Annotated in this window: 17 protein-coding genes and 2 pseudogenes; 9 read left to right on the forward strand and 10 right to left on the reverse strand. The window is 33.3% G+C overall.

Going from position 1 to position 13,932, the window contains the following annotated elements:
• The first annotated feature begins 80 nt into the window (after positions 1-80).
• Positions 81-580: pseudogene (locus U860_RS32050) on the forward strand (2'-5' RNA ligase family protein).
• Positions 581-609: 29 nt separating this feature from the next.
• Here the strand turns inward: U860_RS32050 and coaW are convergent.
• The 9 genes from coaW to U860_RS34310 form a co-directional block, all read right to left on the reverse strand.
• Positions 610-1,431: a type II pantothenate kinase gene (gene coaW / locus U860_RS0126360; protein WP_025150871.1), complete on the reverse strand. Its 822-nt coding sequence runs from the start codon at positions 1,429-1,431 to the stop codon at positions 610-612.
• A 27-nt stretch (positions 1,432-1,458) separates the two neighbouring features.
• Positions 1,459-1,857: a 3-hydroxyacyl-ACP dehydratase FabZ family protein gene (locus tag U860_RS0126365; RefSeq protein WP_025150872.1), complete on the reverse strand. Its 399-nt coding sequence runs from the start codon at positions 1,855-1,857 to the stop codon at positions 1,459-1,461.
• Positions 1,858-1,914: 57 nt separating this feature from the next.
• The gene (locus U860_RS0126370; protein ID WP_025150873.1) at positions 1,915-3,114 is read right to left on the reverse strand and encodes an LL-diaminopimelate aminotransferase; all 1,200 of its coding nucleotides are present in this window, start codon (positions 3,112-3,114) and stop codon (positions 1,915-1,917) included.
• A gap of 237 nt (positions 3,115-3,351) precedes the next feature.
• Positions 3,352-3,549 (reverse strand): hypothetical protein, encoded by a 198-nt coding sequence (locus tag U860_RS36650; protein ID WP_071719277.1) that lies wholly within the window; start codon positions 3,547-3,549, stop codon positions 3,352-3,354.
• A 161-nt stretch (positions 3,550-3,710) separates the two neighbouring features.
• The gene (locus U860_RS0126375) at positions 3,711-4,079 is read right to left on the reverse strand and encodes a hypothetical protein (RefSeq protein WP_025150874.1); all 369 of its coding nucleotides are present in this window, start codon (positions 4,077-4,079) and stop codon (positions 3,711-3,713) included.
• A 223-nt stretch (positions 4,080-4,302) separates the two neighbouring features.
• Positions 4,303-4,596 (reverse strand): hypothetical protein, encoded by a 294-nt coding sequence (locus tag U860_RS0126380; protein WP_025150875.1) that lies wholly within the window; start codon positions 4,594-4,596, stop codon positions 4,303-4,305.
• A gap of 163 nt (positions 4,597-4,759) precedes the next feature.
• Positions 4,760-5,962 carry an MFS transporter gene (locus tag U860_RS0126385; protein ID WP_025150876.1) on the reverse strand — a complete coding sequence of 401 codons (1,203 nt, stop codon included), beginning with the start codon at positions 5,960-5,962 and terminating at the stop codon, positions 4,760-4,762.
• Positions 5,963-6,268: 306 nt separating this feature from the next.
• Complete coding sequence (exsC, locus tag U860_RS0126390; protein WP_025150877.1) at positions 6,269-6,703, reverse strand: exosporium protein ExsC; 435 nt, start codon at positions 6,701-6,703, stop codon at positions 6,269-6,271.
• A 170-nt stretch (positions 6,704-6,873) separates the two neighbouring features.
• On the reverse strand, positions 6,874-7,026 hold the full coding sequence (locus U860_RS34310; protein WP_071719564.1) for a YqbF domain-containing protein: 153 nt from the start codon (positions 7,024-7,026) through the stop codon (positions 6,874-6,876).
• Between the two features lie 492 nt (positions 7,027-7,518).
• On the opposite strand from U860_RS34310, the gene U860_RS0126400 reads away from it, so the two are divergent.
• The 8 genes and pseudogenes from U860_RS0126400 to U860_RS0126435 all read left to right on the forward strand — a co-directional run bounded on the left by U860_RS0126400 (position 7,519) and on the right by U860_RS0126435 (position 12,676).
• Positions 7,519-7,887 (forward strand): hypothetical protein, encoded by a 369-nt coding sequence (locus U860_RS0126400; protein ID WP_025150879.1) that lies wholly within the window; start codon positions 7,519-7,521, stop codon positions 7,885-7,887.
• A 218-nt stretch (positions 7,888-8,105) separates the two neighbouring features.
• Positions 8,106-8,891 (forward strand): methyltransferase domain-containing protein, encoded by a 786-nt coding sequence (locus U860_RS0126405; protein ID WP_025150880.1) that lies wholly within the window; start codon positions 8,106-8,108, stop codon positions 8,889-8,891.
• Between the two features lie 69 nt (positions 8,892-8,960).
• Positions 8,961-9,149: a DUF3970 family protein gene (locus U860_RS0126410; RefSeq protein WP_025150881.1), complete on the forward strand. Its 189-nt coding sequence runs from the start codon at positions 8,961-8,963 to the stop codon at positions 9,147-9,149.
• A gap of 32 nt (positions 9,150-9,181) precedes the next feature.
• Positions 9,182-10,102, forward strand: a pseudogene (locus U860_RS32055) (nucleoside hydrolase).
• A 123-nt stretch (positions 10,103-10,225) separates the two neighbouring features.
• Positions 10,226-10,468, forward strand: a complete 243-nt coding sequence (locus U860_RS0126420) for a GlsB/YeaQ/YmgE family stress response membrane protein (RefSeq protein ID WP_002172362.1) — start codon at positions 10,226-10,228, stop codon at positions 10,466-10,468.
• A 78-nt stretch (positions 10,469-10,546) separates the two neighbouring features.
• Positions 10,547-10,942: a hypothetical protein gene (locus U860_RS0126425; protein ID WP_025150882.1), complete on the forward strand. Its 396-nt coding sequence runs from the start codon at positions 10,547-10,549 to the stop codon at positions 10,940-10,942.
• A 150-nt stretch (positions 10,943-11,092) separates the two neighbouring features.
• On the forward strand, positions 11,093-11,947 hold the full coding sequence (locus U860_RS0126430) for a DUF5700 domain-containing putative Zn-dependent protease (protein WP_025150883.1): 855 nt from the start codon (positions 11,093-11,095) through the stop codon (positions 11,945-11,947).
• A gap of 24 nt (positions 11,948-11,971) precedes the next feature.
• Positions 11,972-12,676, forward strand: a complete 705-nt coding sequence (locus U860_RS0126435; RefSeq protein ID WP_025150884.1) for a YjgB family protein — start codon at positions 11,972-11,974, stop codon at positions 12,674-12,676.
• 15 nt (positions 12,677-12,691) lie between these two features.
• Here U860_RS0126435 and U860_RS0126440 read toward each other — a convergent pair whose 3' ends face one another.
• Entirely contained in the window at positions 12,692-13,897 is a 1,206-nt protein-coding gene (locus U860_RS0126440; protein WP_025150885.1) for an MFS transporter, read from the reverse strand.
• Positions 13,898-13,932 lie beyond the last annotated feature (35 nt).

The following is a 13,932-nucleotide window of genomic DNA, read 5'->3' on the forward strand; positions in this document are numbered from 1 at the left end:
GTGAAATAATTTGTTGAAGTGCAAGGTGCAATGCAATATGATAAATATAAAAAAATTGATGGAAAATGAAGGAGATAAAAATGCGTACAATTTTACTTTTTCTAAATAACATGCTCACAGATAAAATGGAGAACATTAGAAAAAGCATGATCCTTTATTCGGATTAATCCCACCACATATAACAATTGTATTTCCGTTTGAAAGTACAATTTCGAATGATGAGTTGAAATCACATATTTTGAATTTGTTAAAAGGGATTCAGCCGATAGAAATTGAATTTGCAAATCAAATAAGCAGTGAAGGGGAATATTTGTTTTTACGAGTTGAAAGAGGGAAAGAACAAATAGAAGAACTGCACGATAGATTGTATACAGGTCCTTTACTACAATTTTTGAGAGCGGATATTCCATACATACCACATGTAACAGTCGGGAGAAAAAGTAGCGCGGAGTTAGTTGCTGAAATAGCGAAGGAGATTCCTAGTTTTCATGAGAAGCTGAACTGTGAAATCAATAGAATTAGTGTGGAACGTATTGGTGAGAATGGGGAATCGATTATTGAGTTTGAATTGTCTCTATAAAAATAGAAAGCTGGCAAAAGCCAACTTTTTTAATTTTTAACATAGCGCAAAGCACCAATCGCACCACTATAACCATCATCTTGTAAAAAGACTGGTATTTTGTTTTGATATTCTGTATAGCTACTTATAATGTTTTGAAGGTGTACGTTATTACATAAGGTAGATCCAATGTAAACGATATGGTCAATGTTTTTCGCTTCGGCGAATTGAAGGCTTAATGCTGTGACAACTTCACCGACAAGTCCTTGAATTGTAGCTAGTATATCTGAGCTACTATAATTTGAGTCTATAATGGCCGCTTTTCCGAAATTGCTAGCAGTTAAGCTATTATCGATAGGAGAGAGAATACCACCATAAATATCTCCAACTGTAATATCTAGACTTTTTCTTGAACCTATTTTCGTAAGAGGAATTACGTCTTCAAAATGATCTGAATTTGTTAATAGCTTTGAAAGGCCCATAATTGTACCGCCGCCAACTCCAGTTCCACCGGCGCGAACATATTCTTTGTCATGAACGTAGTGAATGGAAGTACCTGTCCCGATATTTGTTAAAACAAAATTGTTAATAGAATGATTTTCTTTGTTTAGGATATAGCGCACACCTGTTAGCGTTGCAACGAATTCATTTAATGCTACTATCTCGTATGAATTTGAAAGCAGTTTTTGAAGTTGTTCACCTTTCCCACCTGTAATACATAACTTCGTAATTAATTTATTATTATTGAGCCAATCTATAATTTTATCTTGTTCATGAGAATAAAATTTTTCAAAAGCTAATTTGTTCATTTCGTTAAAGTAAGCAATCTTTGTTAATGTTCCTCCAGCATCGATACCGACAGTACTCTCCATTTTCCTACTCCTAACTATGTAGTCTGTTTAATCAGCTTGGTATATTAATAGCTTTTCAATTGTAACGATTGATTGACCATTTACAGATGCAATTCCTTTACCGAGAATAAAACCTCGTCGGTTACGTGTTAGTTCATAATGTAAATCAAGTTTATCACCAGGATATGCTTTTTCATGGAACGCAACTCCATCTAATGAGGAGAGAAAACCTAATCCATCAGATTCACTTGTGCTTACAAATGCACTAAGTTGGGCAAGTGCTTCTACAATTAACATATGAGGCATGTAGTTTTGATTTTCATTAATAAACCACTCGTTATGTGTAATTAGTTTGTATCCTGTAGCTAATTGAGATTCCTTAACGTTTGTAATTTTATCGATCATTAAAAATGGATAGCGATGGGGAAGAGTATCTTTAATTTTCATACCGTACCTCCAGTTAATAATAATACCCCTGCAAAAGTTAAGCAGGGGGAGTTGTAATTAATTTTTAACTAATTCATCGACTTTTTCAAGAGAGAAAATACCGCTATTTTTAATATTTTCAACGACTTGCTTTAAGACGGCTTTATCTTGAACAAGTGCAATACGCACAAATCCTTCACCGTGAGGACCAAATGCATGACCTGGTGTGACAACGACATTTGCACGATCCATTAATGCGTAAGCGAACTCTAGAGAAGTCCATCCTTTCGGAATTTCAGCCCAGACGAACATACTTCCAGCTGGTTTGTCGACATCCCAACCGAAAGTTCGGAATCCATCAACTAAAGTATCTCTACGTTCTTGGTAAATGCCACGGTTTTTCTCACAAAACTCAGTGCCGTGTCGTAATGCAGCGGAGGCAGCTTTTTGAATTGGTAAAAACACACCATAATCTGTATTAGATTTAAATTGTGTAAGTGCACCGACAATTTCTTCATTACCAATCATATAGCCAATACGGCTACCAGCTAAACTATAACTTTTAGATAAAGAATTAATTTCAACGCCAACTTCTTTTGCACCAGGGACAGATAAGAAGCTTATTGGCTTTTTACCATCGAAATAAAATTCAGCATAAGCAAAATCATGTACGACAATAATTTGATGTTTTTTTGCAAACGCGATAACTTCTTTAAAGAAATCTTCATGAGCCATTGCTGGAACAGGGTTCCCTGGGAAGTTTAATATCATCATCTTCGCTTTTTCAGCAATCTCTTCAGGAATATCTTGTAAGTTAGGTAAGAAGTCATTTTCTTTTTTTAACGGCATGTAGTAAGAGGTTGCACCGGCCATTTGAATTCCAGTTTCATAGGCAGTATAACCAGGGTCTGGAACTAAAATAACATCTCCAGGGTTTGCGTAAACCATTGGTAAATGTACAAGTCCATCTTGCGAGCCCATTAGTAATAAAACTTCTCGATCAGAATTTAATATAACATTATGAGTATTATTATAATATTCAGTTACAGCTTCGTGAAATTCTTGAATACCTGATAACGTATATCCGTAACTTTCTTTTGCGCTTGCTGTATGTACCATTGCTTCTCTTACGAAATCAGCAGGAGGCATGTCAGGATTCCCGATACTTAAATCAATCATTTTGTGACCTGCTGCAATTTTCTCTTTTTTATAGGCTCCTAATTCACTAAATATAGAAGATTGGAATGCTTTCATTCTAGTTGCTAACGTGTAAGTCATCAAAACCCCTCCTAAAAACTGCGCTTTCTTTCTACGTTTTTAATTATTCTGAAAACACATGTTTATATTTTATCATTTTTTTAAGAAAATTAAAACGATTGACAAATTAAGAGGGAGGATGTTTGGAATAAATGTCATACTTCACAAGTTATTTATTCTTTCAATTCTTTTGAAAGGGATAGCTAAATGATAGACAGGCTAACTCAATAATCTATCACATTTTTTATTTCGTATTATTTAGGAAGTTTTGTAATTCTTGTTAATAAAATCTCGCAAGTTTTGAATAAAAAAGAACACGAATACGATGCCTAATATACCGCTAATCCAATAGTATGAGTTACCTGTAGTGTATTTTTCATAAAATGAAAGAGCGTTCCATATGATAAGGGTTACTGAACAAATTGTTGATATAATTAGAGAACTTAAGCTTCTCAAAACAAGCACCTCACAGTGATTTGATTTATTGTATAATTTTACATTCAAATTAAAGAATTTAAAAGAGAAATATATTTCTAGAGGAAGTCGTCTAAAGTGAAATAACGCAGAAAATACATTCTGCGCTTTTGTAGTATTTGGAAGTTGCTGAATTCTAATAGTTAATCATTTAATTTTTTATATGTACACATTTTCTCAGCATTCATAAAGTATACATTTAATTTACTATCGACAACTTTTATAGATTGATCCGATGTAAACGAGTTACCATAATCAATGTGATACACGTTAGAGTTTTTTACAAACGATCCTTTATATAAATCTTCTTTTTTATTTGTTGTATGCATTTCTACTAAGTTTTGAACAAGCTTTTCTTTCTTTTCTTCTTTTACAACTGTTTCAAATTTATAATATACAGGACATTCACCATTTTTATTATCAACGACTGCCCAAGAACCAAATATGTCATCATTACTACATCCACTTAGTAGAACGACTAGTATAGGGAAAATAAGTAGATACTTTTTCATTTTGTGCTCCTTCCTTATTAGTATTTATAAACGTGCGAATACGATAGGAACATTGTAATGAATAAAGTTTAAATTTTTATAAAGAATTAATAAATTTTACATGAAAATATTGGCTTTGTTTGAAAGGGAAGGCATAAAAAAGGACATGGGCCCAGTAAAAAGCCAGATCCATGCCAAATAACTATTTAAGTAAATTATATGTCTAACTTATTTTAAATCAACACTATGCTTTTTTAATAATGAGTGTAGAGGAAAGAAGAATTGCTATTCCATTTAGAATGTAAATACCTGCAATACTAAAGGATAGGTTAGCTGCGCCAAATCTAACTTTATCGAATATAGAAGCCAATGCTGTAGTAGTAAGAAAGACAATGGGAGTTAACAGTAAAAATACGAAACCGGCAACAATTCTTCTTTTAACGCTATGTTGAGATAGGGAAATGGCTAAAAAGTTAATTACGCTAAACATAATTATAACAAAAAGAAAGATCATTAATAACTGTACGAAGGCAGTCATTTCCAAAACTCCTTTTTTAGATAATCTTTTCAATACTGTTTTCGAAAGTAGGAAGGAATAATCCTTTAAATATTTACAGTGAACATAGTAATTAGGTTTTGTTCATATAAAACAAAGAGGCATGGATCAGTATAATACTAAATCCATGCCCAAGATGTTTATGTTATAAATTCGCAGATTGTGACGATTGTTTTTCAAATTGTTTCTGCTTAGATAGGGAAATGAAAATAATCAACAATGAAATGACACCGAAAATTAGTACCATATACTGTAATCCAATCGTATCTAAGAAGAAGCCAGTGCCGAGTAAGACAATTTGGAACATAACTCTTTCAAACATATTACGGAATGAGAAGAGACGTCCGTGATAGCTTTTTTCTACTTTCGTTTGGAAAATTGTCGACATAATAGGGAAGAAGCAGCCAACACTAAATCCAAACAAACCAAATGAGGCAAGTGCCATCCATTTTATATCGCTAAAGAACAAGGAAAGATGTGCAAAAGCGGTACAAAATGCGAAGAAATATAGTAATTTTTCAGGCTTGAAATGATCCGATAATCGTTTAATTACGAATGCACCTAACATAAACGCTACACCTTCAATTGTATATATGAATCCTTTAATCGTTGGATCATGTTGCATTTCGCTAATGTTAATAACCATTAAATTGAATCCGGCTATAAATAAAAGAGGGATAATACTTAATATAAGTGCTTTAAAAGCAATAGGGATTCCTTTTAAAATACGAAATACTTCCATAAAACTATTATCTTTCGCAGATTGTTTGCTTAATGTAGCTGTTTTTTTATCTTCAAATTGTAGGAAGAAAGTTGAGAGGAATAATAAAGCGTATGCTGCCATTGAGAAGGCATACATATACTGTAAACTCATTACAACTAAAAGAATTCCACCTAGTGAAGTACCTGCAATACGAGCGATTGTACCGATATTCATATGTACACCGTTCATTTGTAATAGCTCATGCTCACTAACGATGAGTGGGATTACAGATTGTAATGCAGGGAAATAAAATGCTGCTGAAATTTGAAGTGCAATCATAAAAGCAATCATAAAGGCGATACTTTCATATTGAATAGCGAAAAACATGAAAATAACACTAATAACACGACCAAATCCAGCGTAAAGAAGAACTTTCTTTTTTTCATACTGATCAATTACTCGGCCAGCCATTGGACCAACTAGAACGCCAGCTAACAGTCCGATAAATAATATAATTGATTTCATGAAATCAGAAGGGACATATTTTTGCATAAATTCAAGGTTACCAAGAATACCAAGCCATAAACCGAGACCAGCAATGAACTCCCCAATTAATACGATCCAAACATTTTTATTACGCCACATAATTAAAAACCTCGCAGTCTTTTATAATTAAAAAATCGTATATAAAACCTCCTTATGTATTCGTTATTTTTTAACGTGTTTTTTAGAGTCAGAGTCTATATTACGTGTTTCATTAGTGGATTTCAATCTTTTTGATTTGTAAAAAATTTGCTTTATTAAGTACTGAAATAAGCAATTCACAATGTAAAAAAACTTATGATTAAATACCAATTGATAGTAAAGATAAACATAGAAAAAATAAAAAAAGCAAGAACGTATATACTACGTCTCGCTTTTTTTTAATGCAAAATTAAACAATAAATTCACTTAGCGACACTTATGGTCTTGTCCAATAGCTAAACCGCTAAAAGATAAAGGGCCAACAACGTCTGCTCTTGCAGCACTTGTTAGATTTTCTACAGTTAATGAATATTTGTGAGTCCCGCGGCTAACATCTTGATCTATAGCTTGAAATGTTTCAACGTAGAATTGCTCAGAATCTGTAGATTCAATCCCAACTTGTGTGTTGAAAATTTCAGTGTCGTCACGGAAAATTCTAAATAATATTTGTGATATACCCGTTATACCTTCAACTCCAACTGTAGCAATTAATTCTACTCGATTATTACGAGAATCTCTTTTTGAAATTTTTAATTTGATTTTTGCTAGAATTGCTTTTTTTGGAGAATGGGGAATTGTAAAAGTTGTTTCACCAGTTTTATTTATAGGCTGAGTTGCTTGGTAATCAATAATATGAGTCATTTTCGTCACCTCCTCATATACTAAAATATGAAGGTAACAATGAATTAGCTTGGATATATACAATAAGATTTTAAGAGAATTGAGAAATAATGTTGAATGTAGGTAGATAATATAAAAGCATCAAAAATGAATCACAATTATGTGAGTTATTTCTTGATGCTTTTCATACTTTAGGCAGAATATTCTTCTTTACGTACTTCGAAGAATTCATTACGGCGTAAGTAATTAAAAATTTTCTCCGAAACCTTTTCTTCTTGAGAGACTAAGAAACGATGATCAAAAGCATAGAAAGATTGACCTTTAATTAATTTTACGTAGTATATTTTACACGCCTCCTCTAAGTTAGGATTTGTAATTGCTTTATATTATGATGACCTATCTGGTTGTTAATAATACTTAAAGTTTCAAAGGGTAGAAGTATAAATTTAAAAATACATTGAAATAGCTTACAAACTTGTAATATTCATGTCACCTTTTCCGATAGTTAAAATAAACCAATATCTTCTATACTACAAATAGGTTACAAAAAACAAGGGGGTAGTAAGATGGGTGAAGTAATTGGAGAAGTTGTAGCAGGGATTTGTGAATTTGTAGTTGAAGTTACCGCAGATGCTATAGGGAACTTAATGTCGGGAAATGAAGAAGAAAAAGAAACACTATAAAAAGATTTGTCAAAAATTTAAATACTACTAGTGTGTAAAAGCTGATTTCTAATGGGAAATCAGCTTTTATATTTTTACATTACATTAACTTAATTTAAATATTAAACTGTTATGATGTTTATGAAACCAATAAAGGAGCTGATCAATATGTGCATGCCAAATTCTGGATTTGATGTATCTGTTTCCCGTTTGATTGTAGCGACTAAAGATGAAAAGGAGTATCATTTTATTGTTCGAGAACATCCAATCGCTGGGAAGTTTATCTCGTTATTAGAAAATGGAAAAGAGTATGGTTTATTAGATAAACAAACAGTTAATAAGGATAAATTTCTTAGATTGGAACTTGTTAAGTTAGGACATATAAAGAAAGCAGTGTTTGAAGGTTCAGCAGAATGGATATGGGTTGGTATGAATCAATTTGGAATGTATGCAAGATTGGCAACTAATAATGAAGTTGAAATCTTTGTGGATTTGCAAGAGAATATTCATCATTTAGAAGAATGTGAATGGGCCCTTTTGTAAAGGCGTTTTATGAGGTTGTGGGATAATTTCTCACAGCCTTTTTTATTTTCTCTTTAAAATCTAAGTCATCAATCACTCTAATACTACGATTTGTATACAAGAATTACATTATGAGTATGTAACAAATATGTCTAAAAGAGGATTTGAAAATATGTAAAGAGAACTTATTAATTAAATGAATCGTATATGTAAATAACAATAGAAAGAAGATGATAAAAATGAGTAAAGAAGAGCTTGTGAAACAACAATTTGGTAGTAATGCAGAAAAGTATGTGAAAAGTAAAATTCATGCAAATGGACCGGATTTACAATATGTAGTTCAGCAAGTTGAAACTCGTCATAATACTCGTCTTCTTGATATTGCTACTGGTGGGGGACATGTTGCAAATTTGCTAGCCCCTATGTTTAAAGAGGTCGTCGCTCTTGATTTAACAGAAAAAATGTTAGAAAAAGCAAAAGGTTTTATAGAGGGGAACGGGCATGAAAATGTGTCTTTTGTAGCAGGAAATGCAGAGAGTTTACCATTTGCAGATGAATCCTTTGATACAATTACATGTCGAATTGCAGCACATCACTTTGTTGACCCTTTGCAATTTATTTTTGAAGTAAATCGTACACTGGAAGATAATGGATTATTTATATTGATTGATAATGTTTCACCAGAAAATAATGAATTTGATACATTTTATAACTTTATCGAAAAGAAGCGAGATCCGAGCCATGAACGAGCTTTGAAAAAGACGGAATGGATTACTTTATTAGAAAAACATGGTCTGCAAATGCAGTCATGTCTTACTTTTGACAAAAAGTTCGATTTTGACTGGTGGTGCGATATGATGGATGTGCCAGTGCAAAAGCGCGTAAAGTTAACTGAGTGTATGATGAAAACATCAAATGAAATGCAGGAATTCTTTAAAATCCAATTTGAAAATAATAAAATAGAATCGTTTTATACTGAGATGGCACTGTTCGTATGTAAAAAAAGTTCAACATTAAAAAGATAAATTTCTTGCAGTCCTTCCGAAGTACGATATACTTAGTACAGAGAAAATGAGAATTGAGGAATAGTAACAATGATTCGTGTACGTATTGAGGGAACTGAGGAAGAGATGCTTGAATTTTTGGAGAAAATGCCTAACATTCCGGGATTTGAAAAAACACATATGAGAGAACCGAGAAAAGGGAATAATCCAAAATATGATTCAAGCAAAAGTGTACTAGCATATTTATCTTATAAGAAGATTGAAGTCGCCAATAAATAGGCGGCTTTTTTAATTATCTCCGTTTCACCCCCTTGTCTTTTTCGCATAATAATGATAGTAGATTATGCTGGAGAGGGGGGAGGAAATTTAATAAAAAAATAATTTTTTTCGGAGATTTTGGTATTGATGATGCGGTAGCGTTAATTTATGCGAATTAGACATTATAGGTATCGTTGCAGAGTATGGTAATGTGTCACGGGAAATTGTTACGGAAAATGTTTATGCTACAGAAGTGAAGATAATTGAAGGTGCTAGTAGACCGATGTGACAGGAGAAGAACCTTTATTTTCCCCTGAAATTCATGGTGATCACGGTTTAGGTTCAATTATTCCACCGAAAATGAGAATTTGTGACAGAGAAATTTTTTGTGAATTGATTAAATTAATTGAGCCTTGTCCAGAAGATATTATTATTGTGGCGACGGGACGATTAACAACACTTGTAACATTATTTTTATTGTACCCCAATTTAATGAATCGAGTATGTTCTTATTCTATAATGGGCGGCGCTTTTCTATTTCCGGGTAATGTTACAGCAGTATCGGAAGCTAATTTTTATGGAGATCCCATTGCGGCGAATATCGTTATGAAATATACAAAGAATGCTACTATATACCCTTTACATGTAACGCAATACGCTCTTATTACCCCTGAAATGATTGATATTATTAATAAAGAAGGTACAGGGCAGGCGAAACTTATTAAACCAATGATTGATTTTTATTACGAGAACGTTTACAAAAAAGAATATCCAGGCATTAGAGGGAGTCCGATTCACGATTTACTTCCGTTCATTTCATTTATAACTGATGATATTTTTGAATAAAAGAATCATCAGTTTGGATTAGTACGACAAATGATGTAACGAGAGGTCAAAGTGTTGCGGTTGATTTTAATTATCAAGCATTTAAAGACGAATTTATGAGAAGAATATTGAAGCCAGATTGTCCTTAGTAAGTTGAGCATACATGTATGATTTTTAACTCACGAATAACTTGCGAAAAATGTAACATAACTAATGGTAAGCAATTGTTTCTGATTATAATTTTATTGGTCAAAAATAAAGGAGGTAATTATATGATTTGGTCTTTAATTGTCGGTGGTATTTTAGGATGGTTTGCAAGTTTAATTACAGGAAAAGATGTACCGGGCGGTGTAATTGGAAATATTATTGCGGGTATTGTCGGTTCTTGGCTTGGTACGTTATTACTTGGTAAATTTGGACCTGTTATAGGCGGGTATGCGATTGTTCCGGCCTTAATAGGTGCGATTATTTTAATTTTTATCGTAAGCTTTATATTCCGTGCAATGCGGAAATGAATTCAGGGGGCTGTTTACATTTGTAAGCAGTCCTTTTTATATGTTATGCTACTGTTATACAATCAGGAGGTGTCAGCATTGAAAACATTTACAGTAAATTTTCATCAAGAGGATAATGCAAAGGCAACAACAGTACATAAATTAAGTGAAGAGGACTTCGATAAAGCAACAGAAAAAGGTACTCGTCATCTATTTGATTTAGATACAAACGTTGGTTTCTTCGTATTCTTTGATGCAAAAGATGCAGAAGGAAACGACCAATACTTAATGTTACAATATGAAGGAGATCATGAAGAACCAAGTGCTTGCTACGGATTTGATTTGAAATTGTTCTATCAATTTTTAGCATTATACTTAAATGATCTTGAATTCCAAGGTGAAACAAATGAAGAAGAGGAAGAGTATGGTCCAATTCATCATTTAGCGCACTTACTTTACCATATTGTTGAAGACGGTAAATCTATCGAAGTGTAAAAATACATATTTACAATATAAAACCAGCAGGGAATGATTATACACTTCCTGTTGGTTTTTTGCATTTACAGAATCCTTTTTGGCTACTCATTAAAGCTATAGAAGGAGGATTGTAACAAGTAAGGAGAGAAGGTGTATGCATACAAGGAGATGAATAAGGTGATTAACAATACAATTCCAAGTTTTTTTCAGCTTTTTGACAACAATCATATAGGATTGGACGACTTAAACAATTATTATGATAAACACCCAGAAGCATTCGAAGAGTATTTTAAGTTTCACTGTCCGAAAACGGAGGAACGTCTTTCTAATGCGATTGACAAGTATCCAGTAAAACTAGAAGACATTCTTATCATTTCGGAAACTTTACCATCTATTATTCAAGAAGTAATAGAGCGCTATCGTACTCAATTTGGCTTTGAAGTAAATGTAACATTTCATTTATTTGTTGGTGGATTTGGTTCCAATGCATTTGTGGAAAGGGAGATTATTGGAGATATATTTTTTGCGGCAGAGAAATTATCTTCTGAAAGGGAGCATCTCTGTGTTATCGTTGCTCATGAGATCGGACATATATATCATAATGTGGTGTTACAAGAGAATGGGATGGATTGGACAAAGGCTGAATGGACTGATCCGGCGGTAAGTTTATATCGTGAAGGGGTCGCGACCTATTTATCACAACAAATAGTTAAAGGTTTACGTGAGTCCGTTTATTATTCATATAGTAGTGATGGTGATCCATCGTTACAATGTTATAAAGAAAACGAAGAGCACATTAAGAAACGTTTTTTACAAGATTATGTTAAAGGATGGACAGATGAAAAAGAGAAAGAATGGTTCCGTCTATCAGGAGGGAACCATTTCGGATACAATCGCCTCGGTTATTTTTTAGGAACATCGTATATGGAGTATATTGTGCATACTCTCGGGGAAAGCGAAGCACTTACTTTTTGGAGCAAAAATAATTTGAATGAGAGTGTAATGGAATGGTTACAAAAGTGAATATGTTGAAGTGGGAGGCTGAAAATGATGAAAGTATATATGAAAGTACTTATATTTTTCCTGGTTTTAACGTGTGTAATGGCATTAACGGCTTGTAAGAGTACAGAGGAAAAGAAACAAACAAATCCAACATCAGAAAATAGTACGGAAGAAAAGAACGATACGCCGGAAACGAGTAAAAAGAATGAGGACACCGCTTCGAAAAAAGAGAAAGAACCTGTTGAAAAACCAAAAGATCAAGATTCAGCAAAACCTTCAACAAATTCTAATTCGAAAAATACAGCGCTTAATCAAAAATTAATAAATCATATTAATGATTTATTTGAACAAGCGAAAGAAGGTAAAGTGCCTAATGTTCCTTATGCAGCACATACAGGTGATATTGAAGAAATTGAGAAGGCATGGGGGAAAGCGGATAAGACTGAGACAGCAGGAAACGGGATGTATGCGACTTTTACAAATAAAAATGTTGTGTTTGGATTTAATAAAGGATCACAAGTCTTTGACGTTCGCTCTTATCATTCAGAACTCAAATCGATTACGTTACAAGAAATTGAAAAGGCTTTAGGAAAACCAGCATCTGTTAAAGTAAACGGTAATGACAAAATATACGTCTATAAAGTAAATAATCAGTTCGAGTTGAAATTTGTTATTCCGAAATCGACTGGTAAAGTGGATCATATTTCTGTATTTTCACCGGAAGATAGTATTAATAAAATGGCAGGTTAAATGAAAGAGCTGTTCCTATAGGGACAGCTCTTTTACTTTGTTCCTTTCTAACGATTGAACAAAAAATGCTTGAATGATGCCACCGATTATTAATAAGAAGGCGCAAATATAAAATAGTGTACTACCACTTAAGTTGCTTAATAACAGTGCCCCTATAAAAGGCCCACAAGTTCTTGAAATATCCCAATGTATACCGTAAATAGAAAAGTACAATCCACGTCTATGACTTGGAGCCATTTGTGCAACGAATCGTAGTAAATGATTTAAAGCAATACTTTCCCCAATTACTAAAAAGAGTAATGTAAAGAATAATGACCATATTGTTGTGGAATAACCGTAGCCAATCGCAGCGATAGTAAAGCAAGTATAAGAAATAACAATGATTTTAGGCATAGAAAATCTTTCAGACCATTTCACAAGGGAAATTTGGAGAAGCACTTCCATGACAGCTTTACAGGTTGAGATAAATACGAGTACGAATAGAAAATTTGGAAATACACTTTCGGCGAATATACGATAATTTGATTCTGTTTGAGCGTAGAAAAAACTAATAGGTAGCGTAGAAACCATAAGTCCAAACACAGCGTAATGTTTCGAAATAAAATGTTTTGGTGAATATACGTCTTTAGTTTTATTAACGCTTTTTATGAGGGGAGCTGTTTCAGGAAGCTGTGTCCATACGAGCACGGCATAAAGAGTAAGAGTCACTCCTTGTGCAATAAATAAGTACTCAGGATGACTATTATAGAAAAAAGCGCCGATTAATGGGCCAATTACAGAGCCGATTGCTCCCATCGTTTGCAAAACAGCAAATATTTCTGCCTGTTGTTTTTCCTTTGTTAAGTCAGCGATTTGAGCGCGCTGTGCCGGAATATACAAAGAGCGGCCAATACCATTTAAGACGTACAATAAGGCGAAAAAGGCGACTGATTCAGCAAAAACGAAACCGCTTACGGCGAAAGCTTGTAAAAGTAATCCGAGTAACATGATTTTCTTTCGTCCGAATTTATCTGTTACACCTCCAGCGATTAATGTAAATACAATGTCAGCGAGTGGCTGTAATCCGAAAAGAAGCATTGTAATTATGACATTACCATTTAAAGCTTTATTAACATGAACAATAAAAATGATAGCTAACATTGATTCAGTCGTCCGAATTAATAATTCACCTAACAATCGAATGAGAATGGGCTTATTATAACGTTTTATAAGTTGATGCATTTCTATTTCCTCCTTTCTATATTGAAATGATAAGA

Source organism: Bacillus sp. H1a (assembly GCF_000633475.1).
Lineage (GTDB): Bacteria > Bacillota > Bacilli > Bacillales > Bacillaceae_G > Bacillus_A > Bacillus_A paramycoides.

Bases quoted from the DNA above. Each gene is read 5' to 3' on its own strand.
- U860_RS0126405 (WP_025150880.1), top strand. From the start codon at position 8,106: ATGAGTAAAGAAGAGCTTGTGAAACAACAATTTGGTAGTAATGCAGAA.
- U860_RS0126430 (WP_025150883.1), top strand. From the start codon at position 11,093: ATGAATAAGGTGATTAACAATACAATTCCAAGTTTTTTTCAGCTTTTT.
- coaW (WP_025150871.1), bottom strand. From the start codon at position 1,431: ATGGAGAGTACTGTCGGTATCGATGCTGGAGGAACATTAACAAAGATT.
- U860_RS0126365 (WP_025150872.1), bottom strand. From the start codon at position 1,857: ATGAAAATTAAAGATACTCTTCCCCATCGCTATCCATTTTTAATGATC.
- U860_RS0126380 (WP_025150875.1), bottom strand. From the start codon at position 4,596: ATGACTGCCTTCGTACAGTTATTAATGATCTTTCTTTTTGTTATAATT.
- U860_RS0126385 (WP_025150876.1), bottom strand. From the start codon at position 5,962: ATGTGGCGTAATAAAAATGTTTGGATCGTATTAATTGGGGAGTTCATT.
- U860_RS0126370 (WP_025150873.1), bottom strand. From the start codon at position 3,114: ATGACTTACACGTTAGCAACTAGAATGAAAGCATTCCAATCTTCTATA.
- U860_RS0126400 (WP_025150879.1), top strand. From the start codon at position 7,519: ATGCCAAATTCTGGATTTGATGTATCTGTTTCCCGTTTGATTGTAGCG.
- exsC (WP_025150877.1), bottom strand. From the start codon at position 6,703: ATGACTCATATTATTGATTACCAAGCAACTCAGCCTATAAATAAAACT.
- U860_RS0126410 (WP_025150881.1), top strand. From the start codon at position 8,961: ATGATTCGTGTACGTATTGAGGGAACTGAGGAAGAGATGCTTGAATTT.
- U860_RS0126440 (WP_025150885.1), bottom strand. From the start codon at position 13,897: ATGCATCAACTTATAAAACGTTATAATAAGCCCATTCTCATTCGATTG.
- U860_RS0126420 (WP_002172362.1), top strand. From the start codon at position 10,226: ATGATTTGGTCTTTAATTGTCGGTGGTATTTTAGGATGGTTTGCAAGT.
- U860_RS0126375 (WP_025150874.1), bottom strand. From the start codon at position 4,079: ATGAAAAAGTATCTACTTATTTTCCCTATACTAGTCGTTCTACTAAGT.
- U860_RS0126435 (WP_025150884.1), top strand. From the start codon at position 11,972: ATGATGAAAGTATATATGAAAGTACTTATATTTTTCCTGGTTTTAACG.